Here is a 17,923-nt window from a genome sequence, read left to right on the forward strand (position 1 = left end):
TCCAAGGATTCGCTTTCGATCTCCGCTGATGATGGCTCCCACGGTAAGCGAATATATTCGCTCCATCGGCTCCGGAAGATTGTACGGCCTATCCAACGCTTATAATAGTCAGGCTTTGTATTATAATAAAGACCTGTTTGATCGTGCAGGCGTGGCCTATCCTCGGGACGGGATGAACTGGGAGGAGGTTCTCCAACTCGCCCAGCGGTTTAATCAGGCACAATCCGGATCATAGGGGTTAATGATGGCTGATTCCTCAAGTCCCACTAACTTCACGTAAAGCCTATCTAAAGGATGCAGAGGGTCATAATTTTGGAACTTTTTATAACCTAACCCTTTCGCAGAACGACGTGAGCCGGATTGAGAAGCTGCCGCGTGCCTTCCATTCAGCTTTTTACAGGGCGGGGGAAGACGAATTAGCCCGTGTATTCGAAGGACAAGCTTCGCTTGATCAAGCCTTACAGAAGCTGGAGGCTGAAGGCACACGGTTGTTGACACGGCCAAAAGATTAAGGTCTGTGCACTAAGAGAAAGAATGTACGTCGGTTAAGGATGGCCAAAGCCGGCGTACATTCTTGTATTGACAAGCAGAGGAACACGCGCTATATTTAGGTCAATTAATAAACCCACTGAATTAATTAATGATTCATTTACGGTGAATCATTAAGCGATGACTAAGATAAATATCCGGTTGTTGGATAAAGGGAGCCTGTCCTACTGTGAAAGAAATTAAACACGATCAACGCATGATCAGAGAGCATCATTTGCTGCTGCTGTTTAAGATAATCAAAAGAAACGGTCCGATATCCCGGGCCGAACTAGCTAAAAAGACACAAATGAGCGCGACAAGCGCAAGCAGGATCGTCAAGGAACTGATCGATCAGAACTTCGTGGAGGAAATCGGGCAAACCGAAGGAAGCGTCGGACGCAGAGCAACCCTGCTGAAGGTGAATCCAAGCGGAGCGCTCATGATTGGAATTAACATCGATTTGGAATCTATTGAAGTGGGAATTGTTGATCTTAATGGAAAAATAATCATGAAGCGAGACAGAGAGATCGATTTGTCGCTTCCTCCCATGGAAGTTTTGAGCCAAGTTGTGGAGCTGGTTAATACGATCAAGCAGCAGATCGGGGATTTGGCGAATCGGATTATCGGCGGCGGCGTCAGCATTCCCGGTATTGTGGAATGGCCGCAGGGCAGAGTGGTCATGATTCCGCAGTTTCACTGGGCCAATGTCGAGATCAGGAAATATCTTGAAGAGAAAATCGGGATGACGATACTCGTCGACAATCAGGTAAAAGCAATTCTGCTGGGCGAAAGTCTATATGGCAGCGTCGTTGGAGTGAACAACGCGGCATGCATTTTTGTCGGTAGCGGTGTGGGCGGAGCGTTTATGGACAAGGGTGAAGTGATTCGGGGGAGCAAGAACATTGCGGGAGAGATTGGCCATACGACGATCGATCCCGGCGGCTCCTTGTGCGATTGCGGCAGATTCGGCTGTTTGCAGACGTTTATATGCGCTTCAGCTCTGGAAAAGGAAAGCGGAAAGCCCATTCAGGAAATATTCGCTGCGGATCAGCGCCAGGAGACGTGGGCGGTTAATCTGCTCGACAGAGCCGCCGAATATTTGTCCATGACGATCTCGAACGTCGTCTGCACTTACAACCCGGAAGCCGTCGTTCTGGTGGGGACGATGATCGATCAGCATCCTCAGTGGGCCAAAAAGGTGGAGCAAAAATGCAAACGGTACTTATGGAATAATTTTGACAGGATGCTTGAAATTCGCTATCCGCAGATCGGGTCCCATGCCGGTATTGTGGGGGCAAGCTGTCTGGTTTTGAGGGAGTTTCTGGAATCACCGATCAGCAAGTGATTCCTTTTTGTCTAATTAATAAATCCAGTAGAGTAATTAATAAAATGATAGCCAATCTGGACAGCGTGTAAAGTTGACTAATGTAGGGGGGTGATTGGAAAAAATAGCAGTATTGCATTTCCGATCTTGAAAGCGTGTTCAATTCGACACTAGGAGGTTCACAAACAGATGGCACAAACAAAAAAGGGAGTATTCGTCGTTCTAATGTTGATTATGGCAGTATTGGTCGCTGCCTGCGGAGAGAATAAAGGAAAGCCGGGCGAGACTGGAGGAGCTGATCCGGAGAAAGAGACAAACAAAAAAATCCGAATCGGCATCGCAATGAAGACGGAGGTTCAGCCAAGATGGAAGTTTGACTTGCAGTATATGCAGGAGAAGGCACAGGAATTGGGCGCGGAACTGATTGTGCAATGGGCGAACGACGACGTGTCCAAGCAAGCGAATCAGGTTGAAAATTTGCTTTCTCAGGGCATTGATGCGCTCGTCATTGTGCCGGTCAGCGACAAGACCGGTCCGGTTGTAGACAAGGCGAAAAGCGCGGGCGTTCCTGTAATCGCTTACGACGCAATGATTCAGAATTCGGATATCGATCTTTATGTGACGCGGAACAACTACAAGGTCGGCGAATTGCAGGCTCAAGCCGCCTTGAAGTACACCGGAGGCAAGGGAAACTTCGTTCTGCTCAAGGGCGATCCGGCTACGACGGTCGCGCAGGGCATTGCCCAAGCCTATGAAAAAATTCTGAAAACCAACGCCGATATCCACATCGTTGCGGAGCAATGGCATCAAAACTGGTCGACGGAAAAAGCTCTGAAAACAGCCGAGGACGCCCTTTCCGCGCAAAATGACAATATTCAGGCGTTCGTCAGCTCCAATGATGGCATGGCTATGGGAATCACTCAGGCGGTAAAAGGCCGCGATCTTGACGGTAAAGTGTTCATCTCCGGCCTGGACGTAGAAGTCGGCAGCGCACGGCTGATCGCGGAGGGCATTCAGACGATGTCGGTCTGGACCAAGCTGGATGAGGGCGCCAAGCGGACGATTGAGGCGGCTGTGGCGCTCGCCAAGGGAGAAGCGCCGCAAGCCGATGAGGTTACGAACAACGGGAAGAAAGACGTACCGACATTGGCCGTCGACGTGGTGGAAGTCAACAAGGACAACCTGTGCACGTTTATCAACGAGATGGCTCCGACCGGATGGATGACCGAAGAGGAGGTATTCGTCAACGTTCCTAATGCATGCAAATAAACCGTGAAGACAGTACGCCGTTTCGTCGACGGCGTACTCCTTCCAACGAAGGGAGAGGGAACAATTGGATGCGACAGCCTTGGAGATGGACAATATCAGCATACAATTTCCCGGTGTTTTGGCTGTTGACAGTGCCAGCCTTCGCATCAAGAAGGGAGAAGTCAGGGCGATTGTCGGCGAGAACGGCGCCGGAAAATCGACGCTGATGAAAATATTGTCCGGCGTTCACAGAGCAGGGAGCTATAGCGGAGAAATCAGGTTGAACGGTCAGACCGTAAAGCTGACTGGCGTAGCGGATGCGGAGAAGAGCGGGATTACGATGGTGCCACAGGAGCTTAATTTGATCGACGAGATGACGGTTGCGGAGAACCTGCTGCTGAACCAGATGCCCGGCAAGGCGGGCATCGTCAATTTTCAGCAATTGTATCAAGAGGCTCAAGCTATGCTGGACGATATCGGGCTTGAGGTGTCCCCGACCGTCAAAGTCAAGGAACTGGGCGTTGCTCAGAAGCAGATGGTCGTCATCGGGAAAGCGTTGGGCAATCAGGTTAAAGTGTTGATCCTTGACGAGCCGACCTCTACTTTGTCCGATATGGAAAGCGAGATTTTGTTCGAGAAGATCAGGCAACTGAAGAAGAACGGAATTACGTGTCTCTATATTTCTCATCGTCTTGAAGAAGTGCTCGATTTGTCAGACTCGATAACGGTAATGCGAGACGGCAAGATCATTACGACAAAGCCCGTAGAGGAAATGGACGAGCAGAAAATTGTTTCTTACATGATCGGACGGGACCTGGAAAACTTCTTTCCGGAGACGACGCGACGCCCGGGCGATGTCGTACTCACGGTAAATAACTATAGCGTATACGATACGAAGCTGTCAGACCGCAAGCTGGTGGACGGAGCATCGCTAGAGCTCCGCGCCGGAGAAATACTCGGGGTATATGGGCTGGTTGGAGCCGGCCGCACGGAATTGGCCCTGGGTCTTCTCGGAGGATGGCCCGCACAAACGGAAGGCGAGGTTAAAATCGACGGGAAGGCGGTGCGGATTGCTAACCCTTCAGAGGCGATCGAAGCTGGGCTCGGCTATTTGCCCGAGGACCGGAAGCGGCAGGGGATTATCGAGCTCATGTCCGTGAGCTCGAACATCTCCGTATCCAGTATTGATCGACTTTGCCGTATGGGCGTGATCGATCAGAGCGCGGAGCTGGAAAAGAACACGCAATTTGTCGCCGACCTTTCCATTCGGACGGCAAGTCTGGAGACGGCGATCAAATCCTTGAGCGGCGGAAATCAGCAAAAATGCGTGCTTGCCCGTCTGATTGCCGCGGATACAAAGGTTATGCTGCTGGACGAGCCGACCCAAGGCGTCGACATTGGGGCGAAGACGGAGGTCTATGCTTTGCTGGACCAGTTGGCGAAGGCCGGAAAAGCGATTCTGCTCATCTCGTCCGATCTGCCCGAGGTGCTGGGGGTTTCGGACCGTGTGCTGGTCATGCGGCAGGGGAGAATCGTTGCTTCCTTGTTGCCCAAGGAAACGAACCGTCATCAAGTGCTGGAGTATGCCACTTTAGGGTACAGCACAGTGGAAGGGGAAAAGAAAAATGTCTAACCCGCTGCTTGACAAAAAAGGCGAGGAATCCGGCAAAATCAACTGGTTTGGAAAAATCAGCTGGAAGAGTCTGCTTATTTTTGCCGGTATTTTAATTTTAATGATCATTTTCAACGATTTGACCAATGGCGTATTTTTATCGCAGCGAAATATATCTCTGCTGCTGAAGCAGTCGGCCATTTTGGGCGTTGTTTCCGCCGGAATGGTGCTGCTGATCGTGGCCCGGCAAATCGACTTGAGCGCGGGCTCGGCGGTGTACTTGGTCAGTGCGGTCATGGCGCAATTGTCAGTTACCTATCAGTGGGGGCTAGTGCCTTCGATTTTGTGCGCACTGCTGGCGGGTTTACTGATGGGAGCCTGGCAAGGGCTGCTTGTTGCCAAATTTAATATTCCCGCTTTCATTGTTACCCTGGCGGGCATGCTCATTTTCAAAGGGGTCGGTTATGTCTGGACCAACGCAGCAACGCTTGGTCCTGTATCCTCCGATCTGGTGTTCCTGAGCGAGGGCTACGTCTCGACTGCAGGGTCAGCCATCCTTATTATTGCCGGGGCCGCACTTGCAATCGGTCTGGTCATGAGGGATGCGGCTCGGTTGAAGAAATGGGTGAAGTCAGGCGCGAAAATGTGGTACAAGGCTGCGATCATAGCAGTTGTTGCCATACTGGTAGGCTGGATTTTCCTTGGCTATCGCGGCATTCCTATGGCCGTATTGATTATGGCAGCCACCGTCACGGTTCTTTATTTCGTCATGTCACGCACCAAGTTTGGCCGCAATTTGTATGTCATTGGCGGAAACCCGGATGCGGCAAGATTGGCCGGGATCAAGACGACGAAGCATTTATTCCAGTCGTTTGTTCTGATGGGCGCGGTTTACGGAATTGCCGGCGTGCTGATTACGGCAAGGTTGGGCAGCTCGGCTCCAACTGCAGGAAACTTATTGGAGCTGGATGCGATTGCCGCAGCCGTAATAGGGGGCACGAGTCTTTCCGGCGGTGTGGGCATTATTCCAGGCGCGTTGATCGGCGCTCTGCTGTTATCGGCAATTGACAACTGCATGAGTCTCATGAACGTTTCTTCATTTCTACAGATGGTCGTTAAAGGGCTCATTCTGCTGGCCGCAGTCTGGTTTGACGTCTCTGTACGCAAAAGAAAATAGCTATTAAGGCATAATGGGAGCAGGGAGAGGGACAAGAGATGAAGCTGACATGGAGAGAGATTAAGCTGCCGGATTTTGGCGTACCTGAAGAAAGGCCGGACATTCCTTCTGAAATCTATGAAGAAAGATGCCGTAAAGCCTATGCAGCGGCTAACTGCGACTGGCTCATCGTCTATGGCGATCGGGAGCACTTTGCGAATTTGAACTATCTGACCGCTTTCGATCCCAGATTTGAGGAGGCTCTGTTGCTCATTGGTCCAGGAGACCGGAAGTATTTGCTGGTAGGAAATGAAGGGATCGATTATACGAGTCTGGCCAAGATCAAGCTTGAGACCGTTCTTTGCCAGTCCTTCAGTCTTATGGGGCAGGATCGGACGCGGTCTCCGAGGCCGGATGAAATTATGCGAGAAGTCGGTATGGCCCCGGGACAACGGGTAGCCGTTTGTGGTTGGAAGTACTTGGACTCGGACGAAACGATGGGGTATGAAGGCTTGCACGTGCCGGCTACGCTGGTCCATTACGTAGAGAAAGTGATTGGAGACGCAGCCGGAATCACGGACGCGACCTGGGTTTTCATGCATCCGGAGAAGGGACTCCGAGTGTACAACGAAGCGGAGCAAATCGTCGTGAATGAATGGGCGGCGGCGCGCGCCTCAGCAGCTCTTTTGCGCATTGTGCAAGGCACCCGTACTGGCCTTAGCGAGCTAGAAGCGGTGTCTCGCATGCAATATGCCGGCGAACCGCTGTCGGCGCACATTATGTATGCGAGCGGCAAGGACCAAATTGTGGGCTTGCGCAGCCCGACAGCTCGCAAGGTCGAGCAGGGCGACGGCGTATTCTCTGCGGTAGGCTATTGGGGAGGACTCAGCGCGCGTGGAGGACTTGCCGACGCCGATAACGAATCGTTTGTCTCGAAATGGGCTATGCCTTACTATCGGGGAATCGCCGGCTGGTATCAAACGGCGGCAATCGGCGCAACGGGCGGCGAGGTTTACGACCGAGTATGCGATGAGCTGCGCCCCGGGGGTATGAAGCCTGCGCTGAATCCCGGCCATTTAATCGGTGCGGATGAATGGGTGCATTCCTTCTTTACGCCGGACAACCAAACGAAGATTGCTTCAGGAATGGCGATACAATGCGATATCATCCCGGACGCGATGCCGGAGGGTATCGTTCTGAATTGTGAGGATTCCGTTGTTTTCGCGGACGAGAACTTGCGGAATGAATTGCGGGACAAATATCCTCAAGCGTGGGCTCGCATCCGCGCCCGGCAGCAGTTCATGCGCGAGCAAATCGGTCTGAAGATCGCGGATGACATGCTGCCGCTTTCGACGACTCCCGCTTATTACGCGCCGTTGTTTCTGTCCCCTTGTCGGGCATTGACGATAAACTAGCGGAGATCGCCCAGAGGAAGGTGTCCACGTATGAACAGTCAGAGGATGTACGAGGTTAACGTCGAACGCAATGTTGAAATCAGACTCCGGGACGGGATTTGCCTGCGGGCGGATGTATACAGCCCGATCAGTGAAAGGAAGTTTCCTGTTCTGCTGATGCGGCTGCCCTATGACAAATCGGTATCTGAAGCGATCGGGTACATGCATCCGGAATGGTATGCGAGACAAGGCTATATCGTAGTGACGCAGGATGTAAGAGGGAGATACGCTTCGGATGGCGAATTCAGGCCGTTCTTCAATGAACGGCAGGACGGCGTCGATTCGATCCGCTGGGCCAAACGGCTGCCTCAATCGAGCGGCAAAGTCGGCATGTATGGCTTCTCCTATGTCGGGGCGACTCAGCTTCACCCTGCGGCTGATTGCTCGGAGGAGCTGACCGCGATAGCGCCCGCATTTACGAATGATGGTTATTACGAGGATTGGACATACAGGAACGGAGCGCTGCATCTGGCTTTCGTTCAGTCCTGGGCAACCTCGCTTGCGCCGGATATTGCGATACGTCAGGGTGATGCGGAAGCAGCAGGAGACCTGTTGCGGAAGATGAACCGAATCGGGGAACGATACGACCATTTGCCGCTTCATGCGCACCCGGGCATCAGCAAGCCATTCTCACCCTTCTATTATGAGTGGCTGGAGCATCCGACCTTCGACGATTACTGGAAGCAGTGGGATTTGCGGATAGAGTATGACAACATAAAGCTTCCCGCTATGCACATCGGGGGCTGGTACGATATCTTCATCGAAGGGACGATTCGCAACTATAGGGGCATGTCCTCGCGTCACCCCAATCAGAAGCTTGTTATCGGCCCGTGGGTGCATTATCCTTGGACGGCCTTGTCAAGGGATGCCGATTATGGGGAGGATGCGCGAAACGTTGTCGATCATCTGCAGGTGCGCTGGTTCGATTATTGGCTCAAAGGCAGGGACAACGGCATCATGGACGAGCCCTCTGTCCATATATTCGTCATGGGGGACAATGCTTGGCGGCAAGAACGGGAGTGGCCGCTGGCGCGTACGCAATATACCAAGTTTTACTTGCACAGCGAGGGCAACGCCAATTCGTTAAGCGGCTCGGGAACGCTCGATACGAATGCGCCGGATAGCGAATCGTGCGACATCTATGCGTACAACCCTCTAGACCCTGTTCCAAGCCTCGGAGGGAACAGCTGCTGTGTGCCTTCCATCGCTCCGATGGGCGCGCGGGACCAGCGTCCCGTCGAAATCCGCAATGACGTATTGGTATACACCTCGCAGGAACTGACGGAGGATGTAGAAGTGACAGGCCCGATTCGCGCAGTTCTCTATGCGTCCAGCTCGGCGGACGATACGGATTTTACAGTGAAGCTGGTGGATGTGCATCCGGGCGGCAAGGCGATCAATATTGTGCAGGGCATTCAGCGGGCAAGCTACAGAGACTCGAATGAGCAGCCCTCTCCGATTGAACCCGGCAGAATATACAAATACGAATTTCATGTGGGTTCGACAAGCCAGGTTTTTAAGAAGAACCATCGCATTCGCATTGAAATATCAAGCAGTAATTTTCCGTTGTACGAAAGAAGCCTGAACAGCTTCCGGACAGATCGGGAGGGCGACTATACGGACGTGAAGGCGGCTACGCAAAAGATTTATCATGATGCCGAGCATCCGACACACCTTGTGCTTCCGGTTATCCCTCGTAATCGTTAGATCGAAGCTCTCTCTCCATCCGTCGATTTCGGCGGCTGGGAGGGAGCTTTGGCGTGTGCGCCCGGCATGGGCGATAACTTGGCGGTGAAGCGTCCGCTACAGGTTTGGTAGTAGGAATGTGCAGATAAGGGGACAATGACGATTTTTGCAGTACGGCGGACAGCGAACCGGCGGATTCACGGGAGCGTGCGTCGGACTTTACGCCACTGGCAACGGACGGGCGAGCAGGGGAGGGGCGTTCTTTCGCCATTTTCTGTACGAAGGACTGGATGCCTCGCATTCGTGTGAAGCTTGAGACGGCAAGCATCCGGGCTGCGGAATAAAATGAATGCCGCGCCTGCGACAGCTGCCTCCTGAGGAGGAGCTGTCGCAAGCGCGGCGTAATGGAAGAGGAGGCTGCGTTATTCGCCTGCCAGCATCTTCGCGGCTTCCTTCATCGTTTCCCGAATGGTGACGACATCGGAGCCGTAATACTTCTCTGTTTCTAGGAAATGAACGTTGCCGTTCTTGACAGCATCAAGGTTTTTCCACAAGCCGGATTTCTCGATCTCCTTGAAGGCTTCTTTGTCCTCGCCCTCGGAACGTACAATCAGAAGCAGATGATTGCCGGCATACTCAGGAAGCTTCTCCAACGAAATTTCCACTGCGGAGCCGTTTTTGTTTTTTTCGATCTCGGCCGCTACAGCCTCAGGCGCCTTGGCCTGCAGCGCGCTCCGCAGCATGTAGCCTGCGAAGTTGCGGTTCAAGTAGATGCGAAGGCGGCCCTTCTCCACCCGGAAAATCGATACCGTCTCGTCTCCGATGGACTTCTCCAGCTTGCCCCGCGCCGTTGCGGCTTCTTGCTCGTATTCCGCAATCCAGGCTTTCGCTTCATCGGTTTTGCCGACCAAATCCGCGATTTTCGTGAGTATATCATAGATCGGATCTTGATCGAAAGAGATATAGTAGATTGGAGCGAGCTTCGAAATCTGCTCCATCTGTTCCGCATAGATTTCCAAAAACACCGTAGGCGCAATGACCAGATCCGGTTCAAGGTTCATGATGGTCTCTGGATTCGGCGGATCTCCGATCCTCTGAACCCCCTCCATCTCGCTTTGGGTATAGGCAACCTTAAAGCCGTTGTCGCCCGAGCCTACGGGCTTGATTCCCAGGGCCAGGAGCTCCGCGGCAAACTCCCCGGCAATGATGCGTTCAGGCGAGACGGGGACCGTAACTTCTCTATCCAGATCGTCCTTGACGGTTCTTGTCTTAGGCTGTTCGCTTACAGGCGAAGCCGTTGGACTCGGTGACTGCTCCGCCGCGGCGGAAGAAGGCTGGCTGGAGCCCGGGGAGTCCGACTTCGAATTGCAGGCGGAGAGCAGCAGGGTTAACATAAGTACGGCGATTACGGAGAGCAGCAGCGGCCTGCTCGATCTTCTAGACGATAACATAATTTCCTCCCATGGTGATAATGATAATTAATATCACTAGTAGTTTAACTTGTACAAGGGGAAGCGCGCCATGGATTAGGATTGCGTCGGGGATGGATAATTGTGACGTTATTCGGTTCGAGTAATCAACCGAGCGGCTTCGGTCATTTGGTTGGCGATAGAGACCGGGTCGTAGGCAAGCCAATCCTGCACGTCCACACAATAGACGTTGCCCGCGCGCACGGCCGGGTAAGAAAGCCAGGCCTGCGAGGCGCGAATCTCCGCCCACATATGCTCCGCCCCGGAGTCGGGCTGCAGGACGACGAACAGATGCTCCGCTTCGTAGAAGGGCAACTCTTCAATCGTAATGACGCTGGAGTGGAAATGGACATTACATGCGCATTGCATCCAGATTCGCTCGGGCGGCGTCAATCGGAGCGAACGATACAACGGATAGCCCATATTCAGCGTGCCGTACATCTGCAGCAGACCGTTCCTTACTCTCAGAATAGCGACTCTGGCAAGTCCGATGCAGCTGTGTACCTGCTTGCGCAAGCTCTCGCATTGAGCTTCATACCGGCTTGTCCATTGCTGCGCTTCCTGCTCTTTGCCAAGAGCGCGGGCGATGTCGGGAAATTGCTCGTAGATGGGATCGTCCAGCACCTGCACTGCCAGCACGGGAGCGATGGCGGAAAGCGGCTCGCGCCATTCCGATCTCATCGTAATAATCAAGTCGGGAGCGAGCTCTCGGAGAATTTCCGCGGCGGGGGAAGGCTCGGTCGCGTCGCGAAGGTCGACGAGTCCTTCCGGCCAGCTTTCGGGGTGCGATCCCGGTCTGCTCGAATCGGCGGCGATAGGCTCCAGCCCGAGCGCCCGGCAATGGCCGAAGCCATCCAGCGCCACAATGCGCGGATTCCTGCGATTCGCGTATAGGGAAGGGGCCATTCCGGTATATTTCTTGAACCGACGGCTGAAATGATAGGGATCGCTGTAGCCTACTTTGCGAGCAACGTTGAGAACGGGTTGCCCGGATTGCTGAAGCAGCGATTTGGCCTTTTCCATCCGGATTCGGGTCAGATAGTCGCTCGGGCTCATTCCTGCCAGCTTGCGGAACATTCTCGAAAAATGCTCGGGGTGCAGCTGCGCGACCTGGGCGAGCTGCTCTCTGGTAATGGTTTTCTCCATATGGGAAGCCATATAGGCTTGAGCGTTCCTGATTTTGTCCATTGCTTTTGTCGTTGAACCCGCATGTTGAGCTTGCTGGGGAGGAGCGCTATTCGAATGATCCATGATTGCACCTTCGGAATTGAGAATAATTATCGTTGGATCAATTATAGCATAACGTCACCTATGCGAATTCGGCGGAACGATCGATGCAGCTTAAGCGAATGCAGGTAGCGATAAGGGGGGGAGAAGGGGAAGCGGAACGAGATGATCGCCGACAAGATCGCCGACCCGTGATTACGAGTCGGCTTTGTTAGTCGCGCGGGCGGATGCAGGATGTTTCAGGCTAGGCATTCAGCGGCAGACGCCAGTCCAACGTATTCCAGGGGCTGGTCGGCAGAACCAATAGCCGCTGCACGTAGCCCATCATTTCCTTGGCGCTCTCTTCTGTGAGCTGCTTCCACCAGAATTGCCTGCCGACGAGATAAGCAGTGGCGAATTCCCGCCAGCCCGAATAGGCTTGCTGCGTTCTGAGGGCAATCGGACGCAGCAGTTCAAGCGCTTCTTCCTTGGTCACATAACCGAGGTAAATGCCTTGCATGCAAAGGTACGAATATCTGCCCCAATCCCAGGCGGCAATCCCGGCGGCGGGCAGCCGATTCATGTAGTGCTGCACGATCTGAAGCTCTTTATGTCGCTGCTCGGCAGGTGCATTGGCGTAGGATTGGATGACGCGGTTTTGATCCGCTGCGGTCAGAGTGGATAGAAAAGCCCGGTCTCTGGCAAAGCTGTCTTGATACCCGTCGTTCTCCAAGCCTTTCAACGCTTCAAGCAAGCCTGCTTTATTTTCAATGCCCCAATCCCGCTTCAAGCCGCTGCAGAACATGGCTTTGTCGGCGTCCGTATCGCTCCAGGCGTAGTTTTCTTCAAAATCGATTCCGTTCATCTCCAGCAGCACGGCTCCAAGCGCGAAGCACCAGCGTTCTGCCGGATCTGCCGACAATAGGACCAGCTTACTCGTCATCGTCTTCGTCCTCCTCCTCATCCTCGGTCAGATCGAAGCGAAGCTTCTCGATCTCCGCTACCTCCTGATGCGGCAGCTTTAAGCTGTCGGGCAGCTCCGGCTTGCCGCCTCCGAACAGTCCGGCCAGTCCCCGGCGAAGCCTTCCCGTACCTGCCGCCTCCTGCTCAAGCTGTGTAAGATACTGCGCGTACTCCGGGCGGTCGGGCAGCTCCTGACAAGCGAGACGGGCGTGAACAATCGCGTTCTCGAGCTGGCTGCTCTTATAGTAAGCCGCGCTCCGATAGATGCTCGTCTCGTTGCGTAAGCCCAGCTCATAGGCCCGCTGGAGATGCGCGAGACTCTCCCGATACATTCCTTCGTGATACAGGGCGACACCGCAATAGAACAGAACCTCGGAAGCGTATTCTCCGTCGATGTCCAGCTCCGCAAAATAGCGCTTGGTCATGAGGGGAACCTGCTTCCAGATTTTCAGATTCATGAGCAGCTTGATGCTCTCCGCAAGCACCCACTCGTCGTCCGGCTCCAGTCGCAGCAAGCGGCCGATGTGCGAGTCCATTTTCTTCGTATCGTTCCGATTGAAAGCTTTCAGCAGCATGTAGAGGACACGCTGGGACGGATAATAATCGTCCGGGAAGCGTTCCGCTGCTTCACTGTATACGGCCAGCGCTTTATCCTTATCGCCCATTGCCCGATAAATATCGCCCTCCATCACGCAGAGATCCGAATTATCGGGGTCCTCTTCTTGCAGCTCGCTTAAGGAGTCGAGCGCCTGCTCGTAATCTCCGTTGTAGAAGCAGGCGGCGATCAAGAAGGAGGCGTCTTCATCCTCATAGCCCCATTCCACGGCTGCCCGAAAGCAGTCGACGGCGTCGGAATATTGCAGCGCGTGCATGTGGCAGATGCCTTTCCTGAACCAGGCTTGGCCGTCGTCGTATTCATGCTCCAGCTTCTTCCGGTAGTCGGGCAGCGCCTCCGCGTATTTCCCCATTTCGAACAGACAGCCGCATCTGACCGCATAAGCTCCCCACGGGCGCGGGTCCATCGCGATGGATCGGGTCGCCAGCTCGATTCCCTCATCGAGACGGTCTTCGAGATAGGCGTTGTTGGCCAGCTCGAACAGAACGACGGGATCGTAAGGATTGAGCTTGAGGGCCGCTTTCAGATCGCGCACTCCCGCATTCCGGTTGCTCCGCTCCAGATTGATAATGCCTCTGCGCACCAGGATGTCATATCCGTTGCTGCCCTCGGCCCGGGCGGAGTTCCATGCTCTGTCCAGCATCTCAAGCGCTTCATCATGTCTTTCCAAATCCAGCAGCGCCTTTGCCCGCAGTAGCTCATCCTCCGAGCTGCGACCGATGGCGGAGCGATATCGATCCAGCGTCTTGCAGCATCGATCCGGCAGGTTGACGTCGTAATAGAGCTGAGCGATGGCCAGCGCCGCGTCCTTCTGCTTCGGTTCCTGCTGCGCTTCGGCTTCATAGTGCGCCAAGAGCTGCCGATTAATCTCCAGCAAGCGGATGCTGGAGTCTAGATCGAAGGGATGCTGTTCGACGACAAGCTCCAGCAGGGATTTGGCTTCGTTGATCTTGCCATACAGCGCGAAGCACTGCGCCAGTCCGCTAAGGGCTTGCGGGTCTTCGGGCTGTATGGACAGGATGTGGCGATAGTCGGCGAAGGCGCGTCCGGTCAGACCTTTCTTCAAGGCAACATAAGCATGGCGATAATAACCGTCGAGATTATCCGGTTCCAGCTCGATTAAGCGATGATAAGCTTGCCAAGCATACTCCCAATCCTGAATGCGGCAATTGTACTCCCCGACCAGTCTAAGCAGATCGGGATCGTTGAAGTCAGCTTCTTCGAAAGCGCCGAGATAATAGCTCGCCTGGTCCAGCTCGTTCTTCATCAGCTTCTCGATGAGGTTGTCCCGGCAGGCCAGAAATTCGTCGGCATCGCGGTCGTCCGGGATGAAGGCGTAGCTAAGCTCCCATTCCCTGTGCAGCTCCTGAAAAAGAAAGTCAACAAATTCGTCGGAGAACGTATCGCGCAATTCGTCTTCCTGCTCCGTCCAGTAGAAGCGCTCGTCCAAGAGCTTCCATATCGCGACCGGCAAATAAGGATTCTCTTCCAGGAATTCGAGCAATTGCATATTAATCGCGCCCTTAAGGCTTGGCGGCCAGCTCGGCTCCTGCGCGAGCAGCGCGTCCCATTGAAGCGGGTCTCTCCTCAAGGAGATCGTCCCGTATAAAGCCGCAACGCGTTCCATGAAGGCATCGGCTTTGGCCGTCACGGAAGGGTCCTCGCCCGAACTCCCATAGGGCAGGGGAGACACCATACGCAGATGGGTCGATTTCTCAGAAGAGCCGGAGAGATTGTCCGCAGACGGTGTAATGAATTTCGACTGAAGCGTCTCTGTGATGAGCTTTGCGTTCTTCAGCGCCAGCTCGTAAGCCTCGCGAAGCTGCTCCAGCTCCTGCAGATTTTCATCGAAGGAGAAGGCTTTCAATTTCGCGGCGTAGGCGCGCTTGATGACGTTCGTATCCGTCGTCGGGCGAATGCCAAGGATGTCCCATACTTTCATCCACAGATTTCCTCACTTTCCATATCTCTGATGCGATATCTTTACTATCGACAATTGGCGTTCCAGATTTTACCTTACGGTGGGAATCTTAAGACCTGAGAAACCTTCGCTTGTGAGCCCGGCGATTTGTTTGTTACTGTGAGCGCATGGATTCGAAGGCGAGTCGCCGTTGTTGAAGCCGCATACAAATTGGAGCTATCGCTGCCCGCAGCGAAATGAAGCGCAAGAAAAAGGAGAGAGAACGAATGGAAAAAAGACAAGTTCCCGATACGCTTACCCTGGAGCAAAGAGCGGAGATCGCAATGAACGCGATAATCGGCATGGCAGATGAGAACTACAACCACATTCCTTTTTTCGCGGCCAACCTGATGAGCGATCCGGCCAACCTGACGCATGGGGACTGGGATTACGGCTCTTCGCATGGAAGAATGGTCGATGCGCTCGTACTGGCCCGTCACATGTCGGGCTCTACGCTTGGGGAGGAGATCGAGGAGAAGTATCGTTCCAATCTGCTCTCCTTCTTCAAGGAAGACGGCCTGAGCTATCGGCAGAAAAACCCCAACTACAATTGGGAGCCGAACGCGAACTTCATCGACCAGCGGGCGGTGATTCTGTCGCTCACTTCCTGGTTTATGTCAACGGGCGATCCTAAAGTCAAAGAGGCTGCGGATAAGCACGTGGCGGCATTGAAGAGAGTCGCGATCAAGGAGCGGGAGGTTTGGTACTATCCGGCCTCGGAATACAAGGAGGGCGGCTGGCCCTCCTCCAATGCCATACTGCTGCGGCTTGCGCCCGATCCGGCGGCCTTCTGCGGGCGTTTGATCATGCCGCTGCTCAAATATCACGAGCTGACGGGCAATGCAGATGCATTCGAGCTGTGCCAATTTTTCTCGCAGCTGATCGTACAGCGCAGCGGCGTGTTCAATGCGGACGGCAGCTTTAACGATTCGCTCGCCTATCGCAGCGGTCACTTCCACACTCGTCTCGGCACGCTGGATGCGCTGGCTCGCTTCGGGGCATTTACCGGAGACGCGGCTCTTATCAGCTACGTGGAGAAGAGCTACGCGTGGGCCGTCACGCAGTGCACGGCTTTCGGCTGGACGCCGGGCGACATGAAAGAGCAGGCCTATGAGCATGAGACTTGCTCGCTTGTCGATCTGATCGCGACCGGGATTACGCTGGCCAAGAGCGGCTATACGAAATATTGGGGAACGGTGGAGCGCTACATTCGCAACCATCTGGCCGAATCGCAATTGCTGGAGATGGATTGGGTGAAGGAGACCGACGACCGCTCCAAGGAAATAACCGGACGGATTACCTACGAGAATATCGGGCAACGGACGCGCGGCGCCTTCGCGGGATATTCCGCGCCGAACGATTTCTGCTGCGATGTCAATCATGGCCGGGGGCATACGAACGATCTGCAAATCTGCTGTCTGGGCTCGGGCACGCGGGGTCTGTTCATGGGCTGGAGCGAGACGATTACGGAGAAGAACGGCGCGATCAGCGTGAATTTCCTGCTTAACCGGGGCTCCGTATGGCTGGATGTGGACAGCTACTTGCCTCATGAAGGCAAGATCGTGCTGCATATTCATCGCGATCTTCCGAGGCTGCAGGTTCGTATTCCCGAATGGGCGGGCTTCGCCAAAGTACGCTTCACTCGCAAGCTGAATGGGAAGACGAGTACTGGCAAAGGCAACGAGCCGAGCACGTGGGTGAACGAGCATTTTCTGCTGCTCGGAAGCGCCAGCGCCGGAGAAACAATTACGATCGAATTTCCTCTGTCGCATCGGACAACGACCGAGACGGCGATCGGACAGGAGTTCGAGACAACCTGGCGGGGGGACGATGTGGTAGGCATTTCTCCGGCGGGAACGAAGCATCCGTTCTACACCGGACGGCGCGTATACGACCAGGCGCCGATGCGCGAAGGCGGCTTCCGGAGAGTGGAGAAGGAATTCGTCTGGTAAGACAGACAAGAAGCGAGCAAGTGACACGGACAAGGGAGGCAAACGGAAGATGAGAACGGTTGTAGCGGTGTATACGGGACAAGGCTTGGCCGATCCGCTTAAGGCTGTATTTAAGGAATTGCTGCCGGACGTGAGGCTGGTTAACATTATCGACGACAGCCTGATCGGCGATGTCGTAAGCGCCGGACGCATTGAGCCGGGGGTCGCAAGGAGGCTGCTGCAGTATTACCATAACGGCGAAGAGCTGGGCGCGGACGTCATTCTGAATACGTGCTCCTCGGTCGGCGAGGTTGCGGACGGCGCGACCGGTCTGATCGGCGTGCCTATCGTGAAGATCGATCAAGCGATGGCGGTGAAGGCAGCCTCGGAGCATGCGCGAATCGGCGTGCTGGCGACGCTGCCCTCCACGCTGGAGCCGACGATGCGGTTGATTGCGAAGGAAGCCAGCCGGCTCGGCAAGGAAATCACGCTGGTTCAAGGGCTTGCGGAGGGAGCCTTCGACGCACTTGTCGGAGGCAAGCCTGAGGAGCATGATCGGCTGCTGCTGGAGACGGCGCGGCGAGTGTGCGCGGAAGCGGATGTGCTCGTGCTGGCGCAGGGCTCCATGGCCCGCATGGAGAAGGCGCTTGGGGAAGCCACCGGCAAGCCGGTGCTGTCCAGCCCGAGGCTTGGCGTCGAACAGGTGAAGGCAACGCTGGAACGGCTGGATCGCGAAGCGCGGAATACAGACAGCTAGAGGGGAGACGGCT

At 54.5% G+C, this 17,923-nt stretch carries 13 protein-coding genes; 9 read left to right on the plus strand and 4 right to left on the minus strand.

The features are described from left to right. Window positions 1–718: 718 nt before the first annotated feature. From ACFO1S_RS22930 to ACFO1S_RS22960, 7 genes are all read left to right on the plus strand, one after another. Window positions 719–1,873 carry an ROK family transcriptional regulator gene (locus ACFO1S_RS22930; protein ID WP_204601628.1) on the plus strand — a complete coding sequence of 385 codons (1,155 nt, stop codon included), beginning with the start codon at window positions 719–721 and terminating at the stop codon, window positions 1,871–1,873. A gap of 168 nt (window positions 1,874–2,041) precedes the next feature. Further along, window positions 2,042–3,121 (plus strand): sugar ABC transporter substrate-binding protein, encoded by a 1,080-nt coding sequence (locus ACFO1S_RS22935; protein ID WP_204601627.1) that lies wholly within the window; start codon window positions 2,042–2,044, stop codon window positions 3,119–3,121. 64 nt (window positions 3,122–3,185) lie between these two features. After that, window positions 3,186–4,733, plus strand: a complete 1,548-nt coding sequence (locus tag ACFO1S_RS22940) for a sugar ABC transporter ATP-binding protein (protein WP_204601626.1) — start codon at window positions 3,186–3,188, stop codon at window positions 4,731–4,733. Continuing rightward, complete coding sequence (locus ACFO1S_RS22945) at window positions 4,726–5,889, plus strand: sugar ABC transporter permease (protein ID WP_204601625.1); 1,164 nt, start codon at window positions 4,726–4,728, stop codon at window positions 5,887–5,889. The genes ACFO1S_RS22940 and ACFO1S_RS22945 overlap by 8 nt, the downstream gene beginning before the upstream one ends. A gap of 38 nt (window positions 5,890–5,927) precedes the next feature. Beyond that, the gene (locus ACFO1S_RS22950) at window positions 5,928–7,283 is read left to right on the plus strand and encodes a hypothetical protein (protein ID WP_204601624.1); all 1,356 of its coding nucleotides are present in this window, start codon (window positions 5,928–5,930) and stop codon (window positions 7,281–7,283) included. Between the two features lie 30 nt (window positions 7,284–7,313). After that, a complete protein-coding gene (locus ACFO1S_RS22955; protein ID WP_204601623.1) occupies window positions 7,314–9,029 on the plus strand; it encodes a CocE/NonD family hydrolase in 1,716 nt (571 codons plus the stop codon). Window positions 9,030–9,174: 145 nt separating this feature from the next. Then, entirely contained in the window at window positions 9,175–9,324 is a 150-nt protein-coding gene (locus ACFO1S_RS22960) for a beta-xylosidase family glycoside hydrolase (protein ID WP_204601622.1), read from the plus strand. A gap of 106 nt (window positions 9,325–9,430) precedes the next feature. Here ACFO1S_RS22960 and ACFO1S_RS22965 read toward each other — a convergent pair whose 3' ends face one another. The 4 genes from ACFO1S_RS22965 to ACFO1S_RS22980 form a co-directional block, all read right to left on the minus strand. Then, window positions 9,431–10,459: an ABC transporter substrate-binding protein gene (locus ACFO1S_RS22965; protein ID WP_204601621.1), complete on the minus strand. Its 1,029-nt coding sequence runs from the start codon at window positions 10,457–10,459 to the stop codon at window positions 9,431–9,433. Window positions 10,460–10,567: 108 nt separating this feature from the next. Next, complete coding sequence (locus tag ACFO1S_RS22970; protein WP_378127648.1) at window positions 10,568–11,728, minus strand: helix-turn-helix domain-containing protein; 1,161 nt, start codon at window positions 11,726–11,728, stop codon at window positions 10,568–10,570. 220 nt (window positions 11,729–11,948) lie between these two features. Beyond that, window positions 11,949–12,626, minus strand: coding sequence for a DUF1266 domain-containing protein (locus ACFO1S_RS22975; RefSeq protein WP_204601619.1), 678 nt, complete (start codon window positions 12,624–12,626; stop codon window positions 11,949–11,951). After that, window positions 12,616–15,204 (minus strand): tetratricopeptide repeat protein, encoded by a 2,589-nt coding sequence (locus ACFO1S_RS22980; RefSeq protein WP_204601618.1) that lies wholly within the window; start codon window positions 15,202–15,204, stop codon window positions 12,616–12,618. The genes ACFO1S_RS22975 and ACFO1S_RS22980 overlap by 11 nt, the downstream gene beginning before the upstream one ends. A 245-nt stretch (window positions 15,205–15,449) precedes the next feature. Here ACFO1S_RS22980 and ACFO1S_RS22985 point away from each other — a divergent pair, with 245 nt between their 5' ends. Together ACFO1S_RS22985 and ACFO1S_RS22990 are read left to right on the plus strand one after the other, a co-directional pair. Beyond that, window positions 15,450–17,174, plus strand: a complete 1,725-nt coding sequence (locus ACFO1S_RS22985) for a hypothetical protein (RefSeq protein WP_204601617.1) — start codon at window positions 15,450–15,452, stop codon at window positions 17,172–17,174. Between the two features lie 49 nt (window positions 17,175–17,223). Further along, complete coding sequence (locus tag ACFO1S_RS22990; protein WP_204601616.1) at window positions 17,224–17,910, plus strand: aspartate/glutamate racemase family protein; 687 nt, start codon at window positions 17,224–17,226, stop codon at window positions 17,908–17,910. Window positions 17,911–17,923 lie beyond the last annotated feature (13 nt).

The sequence above is a fragment of the Cohnella boryungensis genome, from assembly GCF_042651945.1.
In the GTDB taxonomy this organism is placed as follows: Bacteria; Bacillota; Bacilli; order Paenibacillales; family Paenibacillaceae; genus Cohnella; species Cohnella boryungensis.